Annotated in this window: 15 protein-coding genes and 1 riboswitch; of the genes, 14 read left to right on the forward strand and 1 reads right to left on the reverse strand. The window is 35.9% G+C overall.

The annotated features are described in order from the left end of the window. Nucleotides 1-6 precede the first annotated feature (6 nt). Entirely contained in the window at nt 7-435 is a 429-nt protein-coding gene (locus tag M666_RS08145; RefSeq protein ID WP_029447081.1) for a hypothetical protein, read from the forward strand. Next, nucleotides 432-1,598: a trans-sulfuration enzyme family protein gene (locus M666_RS08150; protein WP_029447080.1), complete on the forward strand. Its 1,167-nt coding sequence runs from the start codon at nt 432-434 to the stop codon at nt 1,596-1,598. Before M666_RS08145 ends, M666_RS08150 begins: the two co-directional genes overlap by 4 nt. Nucleotides 1,599-1,673: 75 nt before the next feature. On the opposite strand, the gene M666_RS08155 is transcribed toward M666_RS08150, so the two are convergent. Beyond that, on the reverse strand, nt 1,674-2,942 hold the full coding sequence (locus M666_RS08155; protein ID WP_039326315.1) for an arylsulfotransferase family protein: 1,269 nt from the start codon (nt 2,940-2,942) through the stop codon (nt 1,674-1,676). A 191-nt stretch (nt 2,943-3,133) separates the two neighbouring features. Here M666_RS08155 and M666_RS08160 point away from each other — a divergent pair, with 191 nt between their 5' ends. The 12 genes from M666_RS08160 (at nt 3,134) to metF (ending at nt 16,714) form a co-directional block, all read left to right on the forward strand. After that, nucleotides 3,134-3,544: an RrF2 family transcriptional regulator gene (locus tag M666_RS08160; protein ID WP_025615875.1), complete on the forward strand. Its 411-nt coding sequence runs from the start codon at nt 3,134-3,136 to the stop codon at nt 3,542-3,544. 177 nt (nt 3,545-3,721) lie between these two features. Further along, nucleotides 3,722-3,985 carry a DUF2061 domain-containing protein gene (locus M666_RS08165; RefSeq protein ID WP_024481762.1) on the forward strand — a complete coding sequence of 88 codons (264 nt, stop codon included), beginning with the start codon at nt 3,722-3,724 and terminating at the stop codon, nt 3,983-3,985. A gap of 12 nt (nt 3,986-3,997) precedes the next feature. Continuing rightward, nucleotides 3,998-4,621 carry a phosphoadenosine phosphosulfate reductase domain-containing protein gene (locus M666_RS08170; RefSeq protein WP_029447078.1) on the forward strand — a complete coding sequence of 208 codons (624 nt, stop codon included), beginning with the start codon at nt 3,998-4,000 and terminating at the stop codon, nt 4,619-4,621. Nucleotides 4,622-4,707: 86 nt separating this feature from the next. Continuing rightward, on the forward strand, nt 4,708-5,610 hold the full coding sequence (gene cysD, locus M666_RS08175) for a sulfate adenylyltransferase subunit CysD (protein ID WP_024481760.1): 903 nt from the start codon (nt 4,708-4,710) through the stop codon (nt 5,608-5,610). 94 nt (nt 5,611-5,704) lie between these two features. Beyond that, a complete protein-coding gene (locus M666_RS08180) occupies nt 5,705-6,952 on the forward strand; it encodes a sulfate adenylyltransferase subunit CysN (protein ID WP_025615874.1) in 1,248 nt (415 codons plus the stop codon). 112 nt (nt 6,953-7,064) lie between these two features. Next, nucleotides 7,065-9,158, forward strand: coding sequence for a ferredoxin-like domain-containing protein (locus M666_RS08185; RefSeq protein ID WP_029447077.1), 2,094 nt, complete (start codon nt 7,065-7,067; stop codon nt 9,156-9,158). A 2-nt stretch (nt 9,159-9,160) separates the two neighbouring features. Continuing rightward, on the forward strand, nt 9,161-9,955 hold the full coding sequence (gene cobA / locus M666_RS08190; RefSeq protein WP_029447076.1) for a uroporphyrinogen-III C-methyltransferase: 795 nt from the start codon (nt 9,161-9,163) through the stop codon (nt 9,953-9,955). Nucleotides 9,956-10,031: 76 nt separating this feature from the next. Beyond that, nucleotides 10,032-11,093 carry an NAD(P)/FAD-dependent oxidoreductase gene (locus tag M666_RS08195; protein ID WP_024481756.1) on the forward strand — a complete coding sequence of 354 codons (1,062 nt, stop codon included), beginning with the start codon at nt 10,032-10,034 and terminating at the stop codon, nt 11,091-11,093. A 139-nt stretch (nt 11,094-11,232) separates the two neighbouring features. Continuing rightward, nucleotides 11,233-11,357: riboswitch (SAM riboswitch) on the forward strand. Between the two features lie 190 nt (nt 11,358-11,547). After that, the gene (locus M666_RS08200) at nt 11,548-12,546 is read left to right on the forward strand and encodes a homocysteine S-methyltransferase family protein (protein ID WP_029447075.1); all 999 of its coding nucleotides are present in this window, start codon (nt 11,548-11,550) and stop codon (nt 12,544-12,546) included. 130 nt (nt 12,547-12,676) lie between these two features. Continuing rightward, a complete protein-coding gene (metH, locus tag M666_RS08205; protein ID WP_029447074.1) occupies nt 12,677-15,397 on the forward strand; it encodes a methionine synthase in 2,721 nt (906 codons plus the stop codon). Then, nucleotides 15,390-15,641 carry a hypothetical protein gene (locus tag M666_RS08210; RefSeq protein ID WP_226989964.1) on the forward strand — a complete coding sequence of 84 codons (252 nt, stop codon included), beginning with the start codon at nt 15,390-15,392 and terminating at the stop codon, nt 15,639-15,641. The genes metH and M666_RS08210 overlap by 8 nt, the downstream gene beginning before the upstream one ends. 119 nt (nt 15,642-15,760) lie before the next feature. Continuing rightward, the gene (gene metF / locus M666_RS08215; protein WP_024481752.1) at nt 15,761-16,714 is read left to right on the forward strand and encodes a methylenetetrahydrofolate reductase [NAD(P)H]; all 954 of its coding nucleotides are present in this window, start codon (nt 15,761-15,763) and stop codon (nt 16,712-16,714) included. Nucleotide 16,715: the final 1 nt, after the last annotated feature.

Consider the following 16,715-nt stretch of genomic DNA (forward strand, 5'->3'; position numbering starts at 1 on the left):
CAGATTGTGAAAAAAAAGGGGGTTGTTACTATTATAATTTTAACATTTGCACTTTTTTTTAGCGCTATTTTTTTTGAAGTATCAAGACCTGAAAGAGGAAATCTTGTTAATAGTTCAGATGAATTTAATATTACTGTTCAGAAAATTACCCTTCACAAGGGAATGGTAAGATTAAATGACAGTATCATAGTATCCGGGAATATTAAACCTTTTAATGATAGTTCAAATGCGTCTAAAATTAAATTTGATAAAGCATTTTGTCTTGGAGATATTACACAAGGATATCAAATTATAAAAAAAAGAAATAACGATACACTAATTATTATTCAAAGTTCGGATACTTCTTACTTTAGATTTATAGATCTGAATAAAATGGATGAAGATGATTTAACTTTTAAGCAATTTTTTGACAAGATTTTTAAAAATAAAAAATGAAAAACAAATTCGAAACAGAGGCGATAAGAACGCAAACAGAACGCTCACAATTTCTGGAACATTCTACGCCCATGTATGTAACCTCAAGCTTTGTATTTGAAGATGCTGAAGATATGCGCGCTTCTTTTAGTGAAGAGAAAGAACGTAATATCTATTCTAGGTATTCTAACCCAAATACTAATGAATTTATAGAAAAGGTTTGTAAAATGGAAGGAGCCGAAGCTGGCTTCGCTTTTGCATCTGGTATGGCTGCAGTGTTTTCTACTTTTGCCTCTCTTTTAGATAGTGGAGATCATGTGGTTTCTGCACGGAATATTTTTGGTTCTACGCATAGTTTATTTATGAACTTTTTACCCAAATGGAATATTAGCTCAGATTATTTTGAAATTGATGATTTAGAGGGTATTGATAAATTAATAAAACCAACAACAAAATTTATCTATGCAGAATCTCCCACCAACCCGGGAGTAGATGTATTGGACTTAGAAAAGTTGGGCAAAATTGCAAAAAAACATAAGGTACTATTAATTATCGATAACTGCTTTGCAACGCCTTACTTACAACAGCCTATTAAATTTGGTGCGGATTTGGTAATTCATTCGGGGACAAAATTAATGGATGGTCAAGGACGTGTTCTGGCAGGAATTACCGTAGGAAGTGCAGAATTAATTGATAAGGTCTATCGATTTTCGCGCATTACGGGTCCTGCGCTTTCTCCTTTTAACGCTTGGGTAATTTCTAAAAGTTTAGAAACTTTAGCGGTTCGGGTAGATCGTCATTGTGAGAATGCTTTAAAGTTAGCAACGTTTCTCGAAGATCACCCGAAAGTAAATTGGGTGAAATATCCCTTTTTAAAATCGCACCCTATGTATGAGGTGGCTAAAAAGCAGATGAAAGCTGGGGGTACTATTGTTGCTTTTGAAGTGAATGGAGGAATAGAAGCTGGGCGAAAGTTTTTTGATGCGATAAAATTATTATCGCTCTCTGCAAACTTGGGAGATTCTAGAAGTATTGTGACCCATCCTGCATCTACAACCCACAGCAAGCTAACAACGACAGAGCGTGAAGCCGTAAATATTACGGATGGAACCGTTCGGGTATCTGTTGGTTTGGAACATATAGATGATATTATTTCCGATATAAAACAAGCCTTAGAATCGTAGCAGAACGTTCTAAGTAAAAAAGCCTCAATAGTAGAAACTATGGAGGCTTTTTTGTTAAATAAGAGTCTGTATTTCTTATAAACCTAAGGCTAGTATCGCCGGAGCATCGACTGTAAAAGCATATGCTCTCCAGGTGGTATTGTAATCTGTATTTTGCCATAGAACCTCGCCACTAGCACTTACTTCCCATAGGGTACCATCTCTGCCTTCGGCGATTAGGGTGTTTCCATTGCTCATCCGGACTCCACTACCCAAGCCTGCAGTGTATAATTCAGGATCCGTAAAACTCCATACTACTTCTGGTTCATTGTCTTCTCCTGCATTAAGTTCGTATGGTGGGTTTAATTTGTATTCAACAACTTCAGACTGATTGTCGTAAATATCATTGGCAAAGACAATCATATTTCCAGTAATCAGTAAATTTGGGTAATGTACATTGTTCAAGGTAACCTCGCCAACATTGTCATAGGCAAGCGGATTTCCGTACCGGTATACCAAATCTCCGCCTAGATTATAATTTCCACCCGTACTTGTACTCGCTTCTTCCGTAGTTGTGCTGTGGTCTAGCACCCACACTTCACTATAATTATTTACGGTTATGTAAAGAACATCATTCGTTTCATCTAAAGTTAACCCATTAAAATGCATCAAGTCTCCATTGGTTTGAGAACTGTTGTAATTGATATCTACTTTATTTGGATGTTCTACTACAACGCCAAAATTTTCTTTTGAAGCATCGTGGTTTTGAATCACATGATCTGTAACATGCCATTCCCAAACAATCTCTTCGGTTAGTGGGTTCATTTCTATAATGGCTTCGGGAAAAATATCATAATTCTCAGAAAAACCTAGTTCCGCAGCTTCATCAGCCGTTACTTTTTCCCAGACTGGAAAAATAATATTTCCATTTGATAAGTATTCCACATCGTGATGCGCCATGTAATCATCACCAGAACTATAGGAAACTTCCCAGTCAATAGATTGATCAACGTTTATTTTTCTCATAATGCCACCATAACCACCTAGCGTTATACCTGCATTGTCTGCTTTAAGGCAAACAACTAAGCTACCGTCGTCTAATAAGTTCACATCATTACCTAGATCTCTGTCAAATTTCCAGCTAAATAATTGATCTCCATCATGGTTTATGATATAGGCACCTTGACTATTGGTGTCTGCCACTAGGATATAAGAATTGGTGTCAATAGTGCTTTCATCTGTTGTTTCTTCCTCACTTGTATCTTCAGAGGTGTTAATGTCATCAGAACTACAAGCGGTAAAAGCTAACAATAGAGCTAATAAGCTTACTTTTAAAAGCGGTGTAAAATTTTGTTGCTGTTTCATTGTGTTTGTTTTCATTGGGTTCTTACTACTAAGTAAGGACTTAAATTAGGTTTTTAGTAGGCCAATCAGTGAAAGGCGGTTTTAATTCAGTGAAACCATAAAATTTAAGATATGCCTATTTGTCTATTGGTTTACTTGTAAAGCATGTACCTAGATATTTCGATATCTAAATTTTAATTATCTTAGCAGCCATGCTATCAAAAAAGACGAAATACGGATTAAAAGCACTTACCTTCTTGGCACAACAGGAAGATAAGAAACCAGTGCAAATTTCTGAAATAGCAAACGCTGAAAACATCTCTCAAAAGTTTTTAGAAACCATTTTATTATCCTTACGAAAAACAGGCTTTTTAGGAAGTAAAAAAGGTAAAGGTGGTGGGTATTATTTAATAAAAGACCCTGCAGAAATTCAGATGGCTTCTGTGATGCGGGTATTGGAAGGTCCAATCTCTATGGTGCCTTGTGTAAGTCTTAATTTCTATGAAAAATGTGATGATTGTCCTGATGAAGCTGCATGCGGTGTGCATAAATTAATGCTTCAGGTGAGAGATAGTAATCTCGAAATATATAGAAATACCAGTCTAGCAGATTTGATAGCTTAATTTTAACGCTTCCGCTTTTTTGTTGTCAAATTGATAATAAACTTCTTCTTTTTTTATAAATCCACTAAAACTATAGGGTAATAGTAATTTTAGTAATCTTTTGGCGACTTACTTTGCAAAATATTTTTATTTTTGCTTACTCTATTAAATCGATAGGGTAATAGAAACATTAATCACATGATTGCAGATCAATTGATTTTAGATAAGAAAACAAGTAAAGAGGATTTCACAACAGATAAAAAATCTGAGAAACCATTACGCAGTATTATTAAGTCTATAAGCTGGAGAATAATTGGTACTATAGATACTATGATTATTTCTTGGTTAGTAACCGGGGAATTAAAATTAGCTTTATCTATAGGTGTAGTTGAATTGTTTACTAAAATGTTGTTGTATTTCTTTCACGAGAGAATTTGGAACAGCATTAATTGGGGTAGATAAAAAAGAAAGACAATGGCTTTTACAGAAAACGATATACAAAAATGGAATACCGATTTTGCATCGGCAAGTCCAGCAGAAATTATAGCATTTGCATTGGAACAGAATTCTAATGCCGTAGTGACTACCAATTTTAGACCTTATGAGGTTAATATTTTACATGCAGTCACTGCTGTAGATAACACTATTAAAGTTATTTGGTGTGATACGGGGTACAATACTCCAAATACCTACAAGCATGCAGAAGATTTAATAAAATCATTACAGCTAAATGTAAAATTATATGTTCCTAAACAAACATCATCACATAGAGATGCAGTTATGGGAATACCAGGTATTGAAGATCCGAACCATGCAGTCTTTACAGAGCAGGTTAAATTGGAGCCATTTGGTAGAGCAATGGCAGAACACAAACCAGAGGTTTGGTTTACAAACCTTAGAAAAGGACAAACAGCTTTGCGTAATTCTTTAGATATTTTTAGTGTGAGTAAAGACGGTGTTTTAAAGGTGAGTCCTTTTTACCATTGGTCAGATGAGCAGTTAGACGCATATTTAGAAGAATATAAATTACCAAACGAGCATAAATATTTTGATCCAACCAAGGTGTTAGAAAACCGTGAGTGTGGCTTGCATACTTAAAAGAAGGCCTAAGTAAGCATCATAAAATTAGTAGTAAATAGGGTTGTTTGGCATTTCAGAAATAACCTTGACACTTAAAAAGTAACATGAAAGATACATCAGATATAAATCCATTAGAAAACGAAGCAATTTACATCATTAGAGAGGTGGCTGCTCAATTTGAAAAGCCAGTATTATTATTCTCTGGAGGTAAAGATTCTATAACCTTAGTTCGTTTGGCGCAGAAAGCATTCTGGCCAGCAAAAATACCTTTTCCACTAATGCATATTGATACGGGGCATAACTTTCCGGAAACCATAGAATTTAGAGATAGGTTAGCTAAAGAGCTTGGGGTAGAGTTAATTGTACGTAATGTTCAAGATTCTATTGATGAAGGTAAAGTAAAGGAAGAATCGGGTAGGTATGCTAGTAGAAACTCTTTACAAACAACCACCTTATTAGATGCTATCGAAGAATTTAAATTTGATGCTTGTATCGGTGGTGCACGTAGAGATGAAGAGAAAGCTAGAGCTAAAGAGCGTATTTTTTCTGTTCGTGATGATTTTGGTCAGTGGGATGAAAAAAGCCAACGCCCTGAATTGTTTGATATGTTAAATGGACAAATTGAATTAGGTCAAAACGTACGTTGTTTTCCTATTTCTAATTGGACAGAATTAGATGTATGGTCTTACATCCAAAAAGAAGAAATAGAAATTCCGTCTATATATTTTGCGCATAAACGTAAAACTTTTGTTAGAGACGGTATGATATGGTCTGCAGAAGATGATATTGTTTTCCGTGATCAAGATGAAATCGTAGAAGAGCGCTTAGTGCGTTTCCGTACGGTTGGAGATATGTCTTGTACAGCGGCAGTTCTTTCAGATGCTGTTACCATTGATAAGGTGGTAAGTGAGATTAGAGATTCTACGATATCCGAGCGAGGAGCGCGTATTGATGATAAGCGTTCTGAAGCAGCAATGGAGAAAAGAAAACAGCAAGGATACTTCTAGAGTCCCCTTAATCCCCTAAGGGGAAATGTTAGAGATCATAGAATATACAAATTTTTTTAAAAAAAGTCCTTCTCAGTGGGGAGGTCAGAATAGGATGGAAGTACTAAAAATAGCAACAGCAGGTAGTGTAGATGATGGTAAGAGTACCTTAATTGGTAGAATACTATACGATACAAAATCTCTTACTAGTGATAAGTTAGAGGCTATCGAAAAAACAAGTAAGCAAAAAGGATATGATTATTTAGATTTTTCTTTAGCAACAGACGGATTGGTAGCAGAGCGTGAGCAAGGAATTACCATTGATGTTGCGCATATCTATTTTTCAACAGCAAAGAAAAGTTACATTATAGCAGATACTCCGGGTCATGTTGAGTATACTAGAAACATGGTTACAGGAGCTTCTACATCACAAGCAGCTATTATTTTAATAGATGCGCGTAAAGGAGTTATTGAACAAACAAATCGCCATTTTTTCATCAATAACTTACTTCGTGTAAAAGATGTTATTGTAGCGGTGAATAAGATGGATTTGGTTGATTTCTCTGAGGACAGATACAATGAGATTAAGGCAGATTTTTCTGAATTAATGGCGAAGAGAGATTACCAAGACCAGAAAATTACCTTTATTCCTGTGAGTGCTTTAAAAGGGGATAACGTAGTAAATAAGTCTGAACATACACCTTGGTACACAGGTCAGACATTATTAGAGCACTTAGAAGAATTAGATAGAAAAGATATTTTCAATGCGGGAACACCGCGTTTTCCAGTACAATACGTAATCCGCCCTAAAACGGAAGATTTTCATGATTTTAGAGGATTTGCGGGTAAAGTATACGGAGGTGAATTGAGTGTAGGTGATGAGGTTGTGGCTTTACCATCTCAAACAACATCAAAAATAAAAGAAATTTATTTCTACGATAAGAAGTATCAGACAGCTTCAAGACGTTCATCGGTAACCATCACTTTAGAAGATGAGATAAATGTAAGTCGTGGAGATATGATTGTTAAGGTGGGCGATTTACCGCAAATTGACAAACAGTTTACCGCTAATATTTCTTGGATGGATTCAGACCCATTAAAAACAGGTAGTAAATATGTGATTCAACATGGTGTCAATAAAGTATTGGCTAAGGTTGATCAAATTCACCATAAAATAAACCCGGATTACTCTGGAATAGAGGAGAATGTAGAAGGTTTAGGAATGAATGATATTGCTAAGGTGACGTTTAAATTAAATAAGCCTATTTTCTTTGATGCTTTTAAAGATCATAGAACAAATGGTTCATTTATTATTATTGATACAAAAACAAATAGTACGGTAGGGGCTGGGTTTATTCAATAAATCTTATTAGCCACTAGGTGCAAGCAAGTAGGTAGAACAAATTAATAACAATATTCTTATTTTAACCGAGTAAGAATTCCTTCCCCTTGGGGAGGTTAGGAGGGGAAGATATATGCAAAGTTTTAGAACAGAAATAGAAAATCCAGTTGTAGAAAAAGATATTATCGATTTGGCTAACAAAATTGATATGTTCCACAATGGTAAACTAGACGAAGAAAAATTTCGTAGTCTTCGTTTAGCACGTGGTGTTTACGGTCAGCGTCAAGAAGGCGTACAAATGATTCGTATAAAATTGCCTTACGGTAAAGTTTCTTCGGAGCAACTAAGAACAATTTCTGATGTTTCTGAAGAGTATTCTAGAGGTCGTTTGCACATTACTACACGTCAAGATATTCAAATTCACTATGTAGATTTGAATAGAACTCCAGAGTTATGGGCAGAACTTGAAAAATCAGACATTACATTGCGTGAAGCTTGTGGTAACACTGTACGTAATGTAACGGCAAGTGAAACAGCAGGTATAGATGTAGAAGAGCCTTTTGATGTTTCTCCTTATGCACATGCGTTGTTTCAGTATTTTTTAAGAAATCCTATAAGTCAGGAATTAGGACGTAAGTTTAAAGTGTCTTTTTCTTCTAGTGATGCAGATACGGGTCTTTCATACATGCACGATTTAGGTTTTATTGCTAAAATTGAAGCTGGTGTAAAAGGGTTTAAAGTGATGTTAGGTGGTGGTTTAGGATCGCAACCACGTCATGCAGAGTTGTTATATGATTTTTTACCGTCTGATAAAATTATTCCTTTAATGGAAGGTGTTGTTCGTGTTTTTGATAGATACGGAGAGCGTAAGAGTAGAGCAAAAGCACGGTTAAAATTCTTATTAAAAGATTTAGGCTTAGATGGTTTTAAAGCCTTATTGGAGGAAGAGCAAATTGCAGTTCCAATGAAATCTTTTCCTATTGATGCAGAGGCATATCCAAAGCCGCAAATAGCACAAGTTGCTGTTCCTAATGTGGTTATAGAAGATCAGGCTACTTTTGATGCTTGGAAATCAACCAACATAATTCCTCAAAAACAAGAAGGTTATGTAGCTATAGGTGTAAAAGTTTTATTAGGAGATTTTTACCTTAAAGAAGCTCGTGCCTTGGCAGATTTAGTAGAAAAATATGCAGCAGACGAAATTCGTCTAAGCTTGCGTCAAAATATTGTAATTCCTTACGTAAAAGAAGAGCTAGTACCTTTCTTTTATTCCGAATTAAAAAAATTAGGCTTTACAGAAGCGGGTTATAACAGAGCTATAGATATTACCGCTTGTCCTGGAACAGATACCTGTAATTTAGGGATTGCAAGTAGTACAGGTATTGCAGAAGAGTTAGAGCGTATTATGAAAGAAGAATACCCAGATTATATTAATAACCCAGATGTGGTGATTAAAATTAGTGGGTGTATGAATGCATGTGGGCAACACAATATGGCAAATATTGGTTTTCAAGGAATGTCTGTGCGTACCAAATCAAAATTAGTAGCTCCAGCATTACAAGTGCTTTTAGGAGGTGGTAATATGGGTAATGGGGAAGGTAGATTTGCAGATAAGGTAGTGAAAATACCAAGTAAAAGAGGTCCAGAAGCGTTGCGTTTAATCTTAAATGATTTTGATGCTAATGGTAATGGATTATCATTTCCGGAGTATTATGCAGAAAAAGAGCAAATGTACTTCTATGATTTTTTGAAAGACTTAACAGATGTTGAGAATTTAACACCTGATGATTTTATAGATTGGGGTAACTCTGAAGAATATATTCAAGCTATTGGAGTAGGTGAGTGTGCTGGTGTTGTGATTGATTTGATCGCTACATTATTGTTTGAGAGTGAAGAGAAAATACAAACTGCAGAAACTACTTTTAATGAAGGTAAGTGGGCAGCTAGTATTTATCACTCCTATTCTTCTATGGTAAATACAGCAAAAGCTATTCTTACCTCAGAAAATCAGAAAACAAATACACATGCGGGCATCATTAAAGATTTTGATGAAAAATTCGTTGCGAATGGTAGAATTGCTTTAGATAAAGGTTTTGAAGAATTTATTCTTCAAATTAATAAAAACGAACCTACAGAAGTATTTGCTAAGAACTACTTAAATGATACGAAAGTATTTTTAGGAAAAGTTCAAGACTTTAGAAATGCTGAATTAGCAAAAGCAAACTAATCATGAGTGAGAATACAAAACATACGAATGCTAGCAACTTAGGTTTGCTTACGGTAATTGGTGCGGGTCCTGGTGATCCAGACTTAATTACGCTAAAAGCTATAAAAGCACTGCAGGCAGCAGATGTTGTTTTGTATGATGCTTTGGTAAATCCTGAATTATTAGGGTATGCGGAACATGCAGAGCTCATTTTTGTAGGTAAGCGTAAGGGGTGTTATGCCTATCAGCAAGAACAAATTAATGAACTTATTGTACAGCGTGGACAATCGCAACATGTAGTTCGCTTAAAAGGTGGTGATCCTTTTATTTTTGGTCGTGGTGCAGAAGAAATGGAATATGCAGCAACCCATGGGTTAAATGTGGCTATGGTTCCGGGGATATCTTCATCTGTAGCGGTACCTGCATCTCAAAATATACCTGTGACTAAAAGAGGAGCTGCAGAAAGTTTTTGGGTCATTACAGGTACTACCAAAGAACATAAGCTCTCTTCAGATGTAGCTTTAGCAGCAAAATCAAACGCTACTGTGGTTATATTAATGGGAATGTCAAAATTGCCAGCAATAGTAGCTTTGTTTGAGGAAGAAGGGAAAGCAGATACGCCAATCGCTATCATCCAGAATGGTACAAGAGAAGATGAAAAGATAGGAATAGGAACTATTTCGACTATTCAATCAGAAGTAGATAAGCAACAATTAGCAAATCCAGCAATTATAATAATTGGTGAGGTTGTTAATCATAGAAAAGCACTTTCAAGTGCAATAGAGTCGTATAAACAAGTAAGCGAAGTGCACCATTAATTTATTTTACTGTCGTAAATTTGCAGTAGTATTTTAAGCGTATTTCAACACAAGAATTTTTTGAATTAGTAGAGAGATGATAAAAACAGATATTTTAATTATTGGAGCAGGACCTACAGGATTGTTTACCGTTTTTGAAGCAGGATTATTAAAGTTAAAATGCCATTTAATTGATGCATTACCACAAACAGGTGGTCAGTGTTCAGAAATATACCCAAAGAAACCTATTTACGATATTCCTGCTTTTCCAGAAATTTTAGCAGGAACCCTGGTAGATAATTTGATGGAACAAATTAAGCCTTTTGAAGCGGGTTATACGTTAGGAGAACGTGCTGAAACATTAGATAAGCAAGAAGATGGTTCTTTTATTGTTACGACAAATAAAGGTACACAGCACCAGGCACCGGTAGTTGTTATTGCAGGTGGTTTGGGTTCTTTTGAGCCAAGAAAGCCTTTAATTCCAAATATTATCGACTTTGAAGATAAAGGGGTAAATTACTTTATTAAAGATCCTGAAGTGTATCGTGACAAAAAAGTAGTTATTGCTGGAGGTGGAGATTCTGCTTTAGATTGGGCAATTTTCTTAGCAGATGTTGCATCAGAAGTTTCTTTAGTGCATAGAAGAAATGAATTTAGAGGAGCTTTAGATTCTGTAGAGAAAGCATCTGAATTAGCCAAGCTTGGTAAAATTAAATTATTTACAGAGGCTGAGGTTATTGGTATTGCCGGTGATGGTAACGTAGAAGCGGTAACTATTAAGCATAATGATGCTGAAAAAGGAGAAACAATTTTACCTGTAGATAACTTTATTCCATTATTTGGTTTGTCTCCAAAATTAGGACCAATCGGAGATTGGGGTCTAGAGATAGAAAAAAATGCGATTAAAGTAAATAACGCAAAAGATTACCAAACCAATATACCAGGAGTTTTTGCTATTGGCGATGTTAATACCTACGAGGGGAAATTGAAATTGATACTTTCTGGTTTTCATGAGGCCGCTGTTATGTGTCAGTTTGCATACCAGATTATCAACCCTGGAAAACGTTATGTAATGAAATATACTACCGTAGGTGGTGTAGAAGGTTTTGATGGATCTAAGAAAGTTGCAAAGAAAGAAGTCGTACAGAGTATATCGTAAAAATTTAAGCGATTTAAAAATACAAAAGCCTTCTTACTGTTCTAGTTAGAAGGCTTTTATTTTACCATATAATTTGGTTTTAATTTGGCGGTAACGTTTCTTTGCAGTCATTGTTTGAAGTTCATTGCAACATTGAAAATAGTTATCAAGAAAGGTGGAGGGACTAGACCCGATGAAGCCTTGGCAACCCTTTTAAGTAGTTTTACCTAAAAAGAAGGTGCTAAGTTCTATTCAAGACCCTACTCGTTTTGAAATAGATAACAAAAGCGAAACATTTCGTCTTAGTTTTTACTTTACTTGATAATTTATGATTAGAGCGTTTCATTTGCAGAAAAAGCAAGTGATTTGGCGATATCCTATTTTTAGCCTTAGCAGGTAATAAAAAGTGGTGCTGGTGTGTGCAGTATAGTTATATCGCTTGAACGCATTTTTTTATAGTATAGAGATTTGAAAAATGAAGAATATAAAAGACATACTTAAGGAGCGTATTTTGGTGCTGGATGGTGCTATGGGAACGATGCTTCAACGCCATAAGTTTACCGAAGAAGATTTTAGAGGAGAACGTTTTAAGGACTGGGAGCATCCCTTACAGGGTAACAATGATTTGTTGTCCTTAACACAGCCAAAAGCAATCGCAGATGTGCACCGTAAATATTTTGCTGCCGGAGCAGATATTGTTGAAACAAATACCTTTTCCAGTACAACAATAGCCATGGCAGATTATTTTATGGAAGACTTGGTCTATGAGCTAAATTATGAATCGGCCAAGATTGCAAAGCAGGTAGCCGATGAATTTACGGCAAAAGAGCCGCATAAACCCCGCTTTGTAGTAGGTAGTATTGGACCTACGAATAAAACGGCAAGCATGTCTCCAGATGTAAATGATCCCGGATATAGAGCGGTGTCATTTGATGAATTAAGAATTGCGTACAAACAGCAGGTAGAAGCCTTAATTGATGGTGGTTCTGATTTATTAATGGTAGAAACCATTTTTGATACGCTAAATGCAAAAGCAGCATTGTTTGCTATTGAAGAAGTAAAAGATGAGCGCGGTATTGATATTCCAATCATGGTGAGTGGCACTATTACAGATGCATCTGGAAGAACTTTGTCAGGACAAACAGCAGAGGCTTTTTTGATCTCCATATCGCATATTCCAATTTTATCCGTAGGGTTTAACTGTGCTTTAGGAGCAAGTCAGCTTGTACCTCATTTAGAAGTATTATCTGCTAAAACAGGTTTTGCAGTATCTGCACATCCCAATGCAGGTTTGCCTAATGCTTTTGGAGAATATGATGAAACACCAGCCGAAATGGCTGCGCAAATAAAAGAGTACGTAGAAAAGAACTTAGTAAATATAGTAGGTGGTTGTTGTGGTACCACGCCAGAACATATTTCTGCTATAGCCAATGTAGTGAAAGATATAAAACCTAGAATCGTTGCTGGGCAATAATTGGTTATGGTGTTTTAGCGCTGGATCAAGAATATATAGAAGAAGATAATTTTAAAATAATAATGAATCAGATTCTTAGCTGTAAAAAGCTTCTAATCAGGTTTATAAAATAGTACAAAGGGTTGTAATTATGATAGAAGAGAGCAAACAACCATCAACTAACAACCGACAACCAAAGCGGTATCTGAAACTTTCAGGTCTGGAGCCTTTAGTGCTTTCGGAAAATACAAACTTTGTAAATGTTGGTGAGCGTACAAACGTAGCAGGATCAAAAAAATTCCTTCGCTTAATAAAGGAAGAAAAATTTGAGGAGGCTTTAAGCGTAGCTCGTGATCAGGTAGATGGTGGGGCGCAGATCATTGATATTAATATGGATGATGGACTTATCGATGGTAAAGAGGCCATGGTTAAGTTTTTGAATTTAGTGATTGCAGAACCAGATATTTCTAGAGTACCTATCATGATTGATAGTTCTAAATGGGAGATTATTGAGGCTGGTTTGCAAGTAGTGCAAGGTAAATGCGTGGTGAACTCTATTAGCCTTAAGGAAGGTGAAGAGCAGTTTAAACATCATGCAAAATTAATTAAGCGGTACGGTGCTGCAGTTATCGTTATGGCTTTTGATGAAACGGGCCAAGCAGATAATTATGAACGAAGATTAGAAATTTCAAAACGCTCTTATGATATTCTGGTGAATGAAGTAAATTTCGCGCCTGAAGATATCATTTTTGATTTAAATATATTTCCTGTAGCTACAGGAATGGATGAGCATAAGCTTAATGCTATTGATTTTATAAAGGCTACAAAATGGGTGCGAGAAAATCTGCCTCATTGTAGCGTAAGCGGTGGGGTGAGTAATGTGTCTTTTAGTTTTAGAGGTAATGACCCAGTTCGTGAAGCCATGCACTCTGTGTTCTTATACCACGCCATTCAGGCTGGGATGAATATGGGAATTGTAAACCCTAGTTTATTGGGTGTTTATGATGATATTCCTAAAGATTTATTAGAACGTGTAGAAGATGTTATTCTTAATAAAAGAGAGGATGCTACAGAACGGCTTTTAGATTTTGCAGAAACAGTAGTAGGTACGGCTAAAGAAAGTAAGATAGATTTATCTTGGAGAGAAGAGCCTTTGCAAAATAGAATCACCCGTGCCTTAGTAAAAGGTATTGATCAATACATTCTTGAAGATATTGAAGAAGCTCGTGTAGCAGCGCATAAACCTATTGAAGTTATTGAGGGTAACCTAATGACGGGTATGAATGTTGTTGGAGATTTATTTGGTAGCGGAAAAATGTTTTTACCACAAGTGGTAAAATCTGCCCGAGTAATGAAAAAAGCAGTAGCGTATTTGTTGCCGTATATTGAAGAAGAGAAGTTGCTAAATCCGCAAGAAGGAGACGATAAAGGGGCGGGGAAAATATTAATGGCAACCGTAAAAGGAGATGTTCATGATATTGGAAAAAATATTGTGAGTGTGGTGCTAGCGTGTAATAATTATGAGATTGTAGATCTTGGAGTAATGGTTCCGCCAGAAAAAATTATTAATGCCGCGATAGAACATGATGTAGACATTATTGGTTTAAGTGGGTTGATAACACCGTCATTAGATGAGATGGTGTTTTTAGCAAAAGAGATGGAGCGCCAGAACTTTAAAGTGCCATTATTAATTGGTGGGGCTACAACAAGTAAAGCGCATACTGCTGTAAAAATAGATACCCAGTATAGTCAAGCAGTGGTTCACGTAAATGATGCCTCTAGGGCGGTAACAGTTGTGGGCGATTTGTTGCAAAAGGATACTGCCTTAAATTATAAGAAAAATATTAAACTTGATTATGAATCTTTTAGAGACAAGTTTTTAAGTAGAACAAAAAAGAAAGAATATAAAACCATTGCGGAAGCACGTGAAAATAAATTTCAAATAGCCTGGGAAGAGTCTAAAATAGTAAAACCAAATCAATTAGGTATTCAGGTTTTTGAGGACGTTGATCTAGAGAAGTTAGAAGAATTTATAGATTGGTCTCCCTTTTTTAGAGGGTGGGAGTTGCATGGTAAATTTCCTGATATTTTAACGGATGATGTGGTAGGTGAGCAAGCCGTAGAGCTTTATGCTGATGCTCAGAAGATGTTGAAAAAGATATTCTCGGAAAAGAGGCTTACTGCAAAAGGTATTTTTGGTTTATTTCCTGCAAATGCCATCAGTGATGATGATATTGAGCTTGAAGCAGGAGGTAAAAAGTATACTTTTAGAACCCTTCGTCAGCAATTAAAAAGGCGTGAAGGAGTGGCTGACTATGCTTTAGCAGATTTTATAGCTCCTAAAACTTCAGGGAAACAAGATTATATAGGTTGCTTTTGTGTCAGTACTGGTTTTGGTGCTGATGAAATGGCAGATGCTTATAAAGATAATTTAGATGATTATAATTCTATTTTAGTAAAAGCACTTGCAGATCGTTTGGCAGAGGCTTATGCAGAATACCTGCATAAAGAAGTGCGAATAAAGCACTGGGGGTATTCGGCAGATGAGCATTTAAGTAATGAAGATTTGATTAACGAAACCTATAAAGGAATACGTCCTGCACCTGGGTATCCTGCTTGTCCTGATCATTTGGAGAAATTAACCATTTGGGAATTGTTAGGTGTAGAGGAGAAAATAGGAGTGATCTTAACGGAGAGTTTGGCGATGTGGCCAGCATCAAGCGTTAGCGGATATTATTTTGCAAACCCTGAGGCGCGCTATTTTGGACTAGGGAAAATAAAAGAAGATCAGGTAGCAGATTTTGCAAATAGAAAAGGAATTTCTTTAGAAGAAGCTACACGCTGGTTGGCAACAAATATTGCAGATGATTAGTATGAAAAAAATTATAGAACTTAGCTTGGGTAGTTTTATGATTAGTCATGGATATGATGAAAATAACAAAGAAATTGAAGAGCATTGTTCAGTTCAAGGTTTTACTAAAAAGTTAGTTGCTGTAGAAAGAATAAAATCGTTGAGCGAGAAATATATCTTGACAGATTATGTAGATGGCCGTTGGATCTATTGGGAATATGAAGAAGAGTATGCTGCAGTAAAAGAAAAGTTGTTAAGCTTGTGATAAGCTGCGTTAAGGATAGAAGCGGTATCCTTTTTTTGCTTGAAAATGCAAGAAAAGATAAAGCAGATAGCCTGTTAAAACGCCCAAAATAAGAATAGGATTGTAATTAGAATACGGAAATGAAAGTAACAGACCACATAAAAAATGCCAACGGAAATACCTTATTTTCGTTCGAGATTGTTCCACCAGTAAAAGGGAACAGTATTCAAGAGTTGTATGCTAATATTGAGCCATTGATGGAGTTTAATCCTCCGTTTATTGATGTTACCACTTCAAGAGAAGAATACGTTTATGTAGATAAAGCGGGACTTTACGATAAGAAAATTACACGTATGCGACCAGGTACTGTTGGGATCTGTGCGTCTATAAAACATAAGTTTGATGTAGATACTATTCCTCATGTAATTTGTGGTGGTTTTACAAAAGCAGAAACGGAGTATATGCTGATTGATTGTCATTACTTAGGGATTGATAATGTGATGGCCTTACGTGGAGATGCGATGAAAGAAGAGAAGTATTTTAAGCCTACTGAAGACGGAAATTGCTTTGCTTCAGAATTGGTGACTCAGATCCAGAACTTAAATCAAGGAAGATACCTTCACGATGATGTTCAAGGAGAAGATAAGTCTGATTTTTGTATTGGTGTGGCAGGATATCCAGAGAAACATTTAGAGGCTCCATCCTTTAAATCTGATTTAATTAGATTAAAACAAAAAGTAGATGCTGGTGCAGATTATGTAGTGACACAAATGTTTTTTGATAATCAGAAATATTTTCAATTTGTTGAAGCGGCTAGAGAAATTGGAATTAATGTACCTATTATTCCAGGGATCAAGCCTATAGCAGTAAAACGTCATTTGCAATTATTGCCCCAAATATTTAGTTTAGACCTGCCTCATGATTTAGTAGAAGCAGTAGAAGCATGTAAGAATAATGCCGCAGTAAGGCAAGTAGGAGTAGAGTGGGCTATTCAACAATCTAAAGAATTAAAAGCAGCAGGAATTCCTGTTTTGCATTATTATTCTATGGGGAAATCTAATAATATAAAAGCGATAGCAAAAGAAGTTTTTTAAT

It is taken from the genome of Cellulophaga baltica 18, assembly GCF_000468615.2.
Classification (GTDB): Bacteria; Bacteroidota; Bacteroidia; order Flavobacteriales; family Flavobacteriaceae; genus Cellulophaga; species Cellulophaga baltica.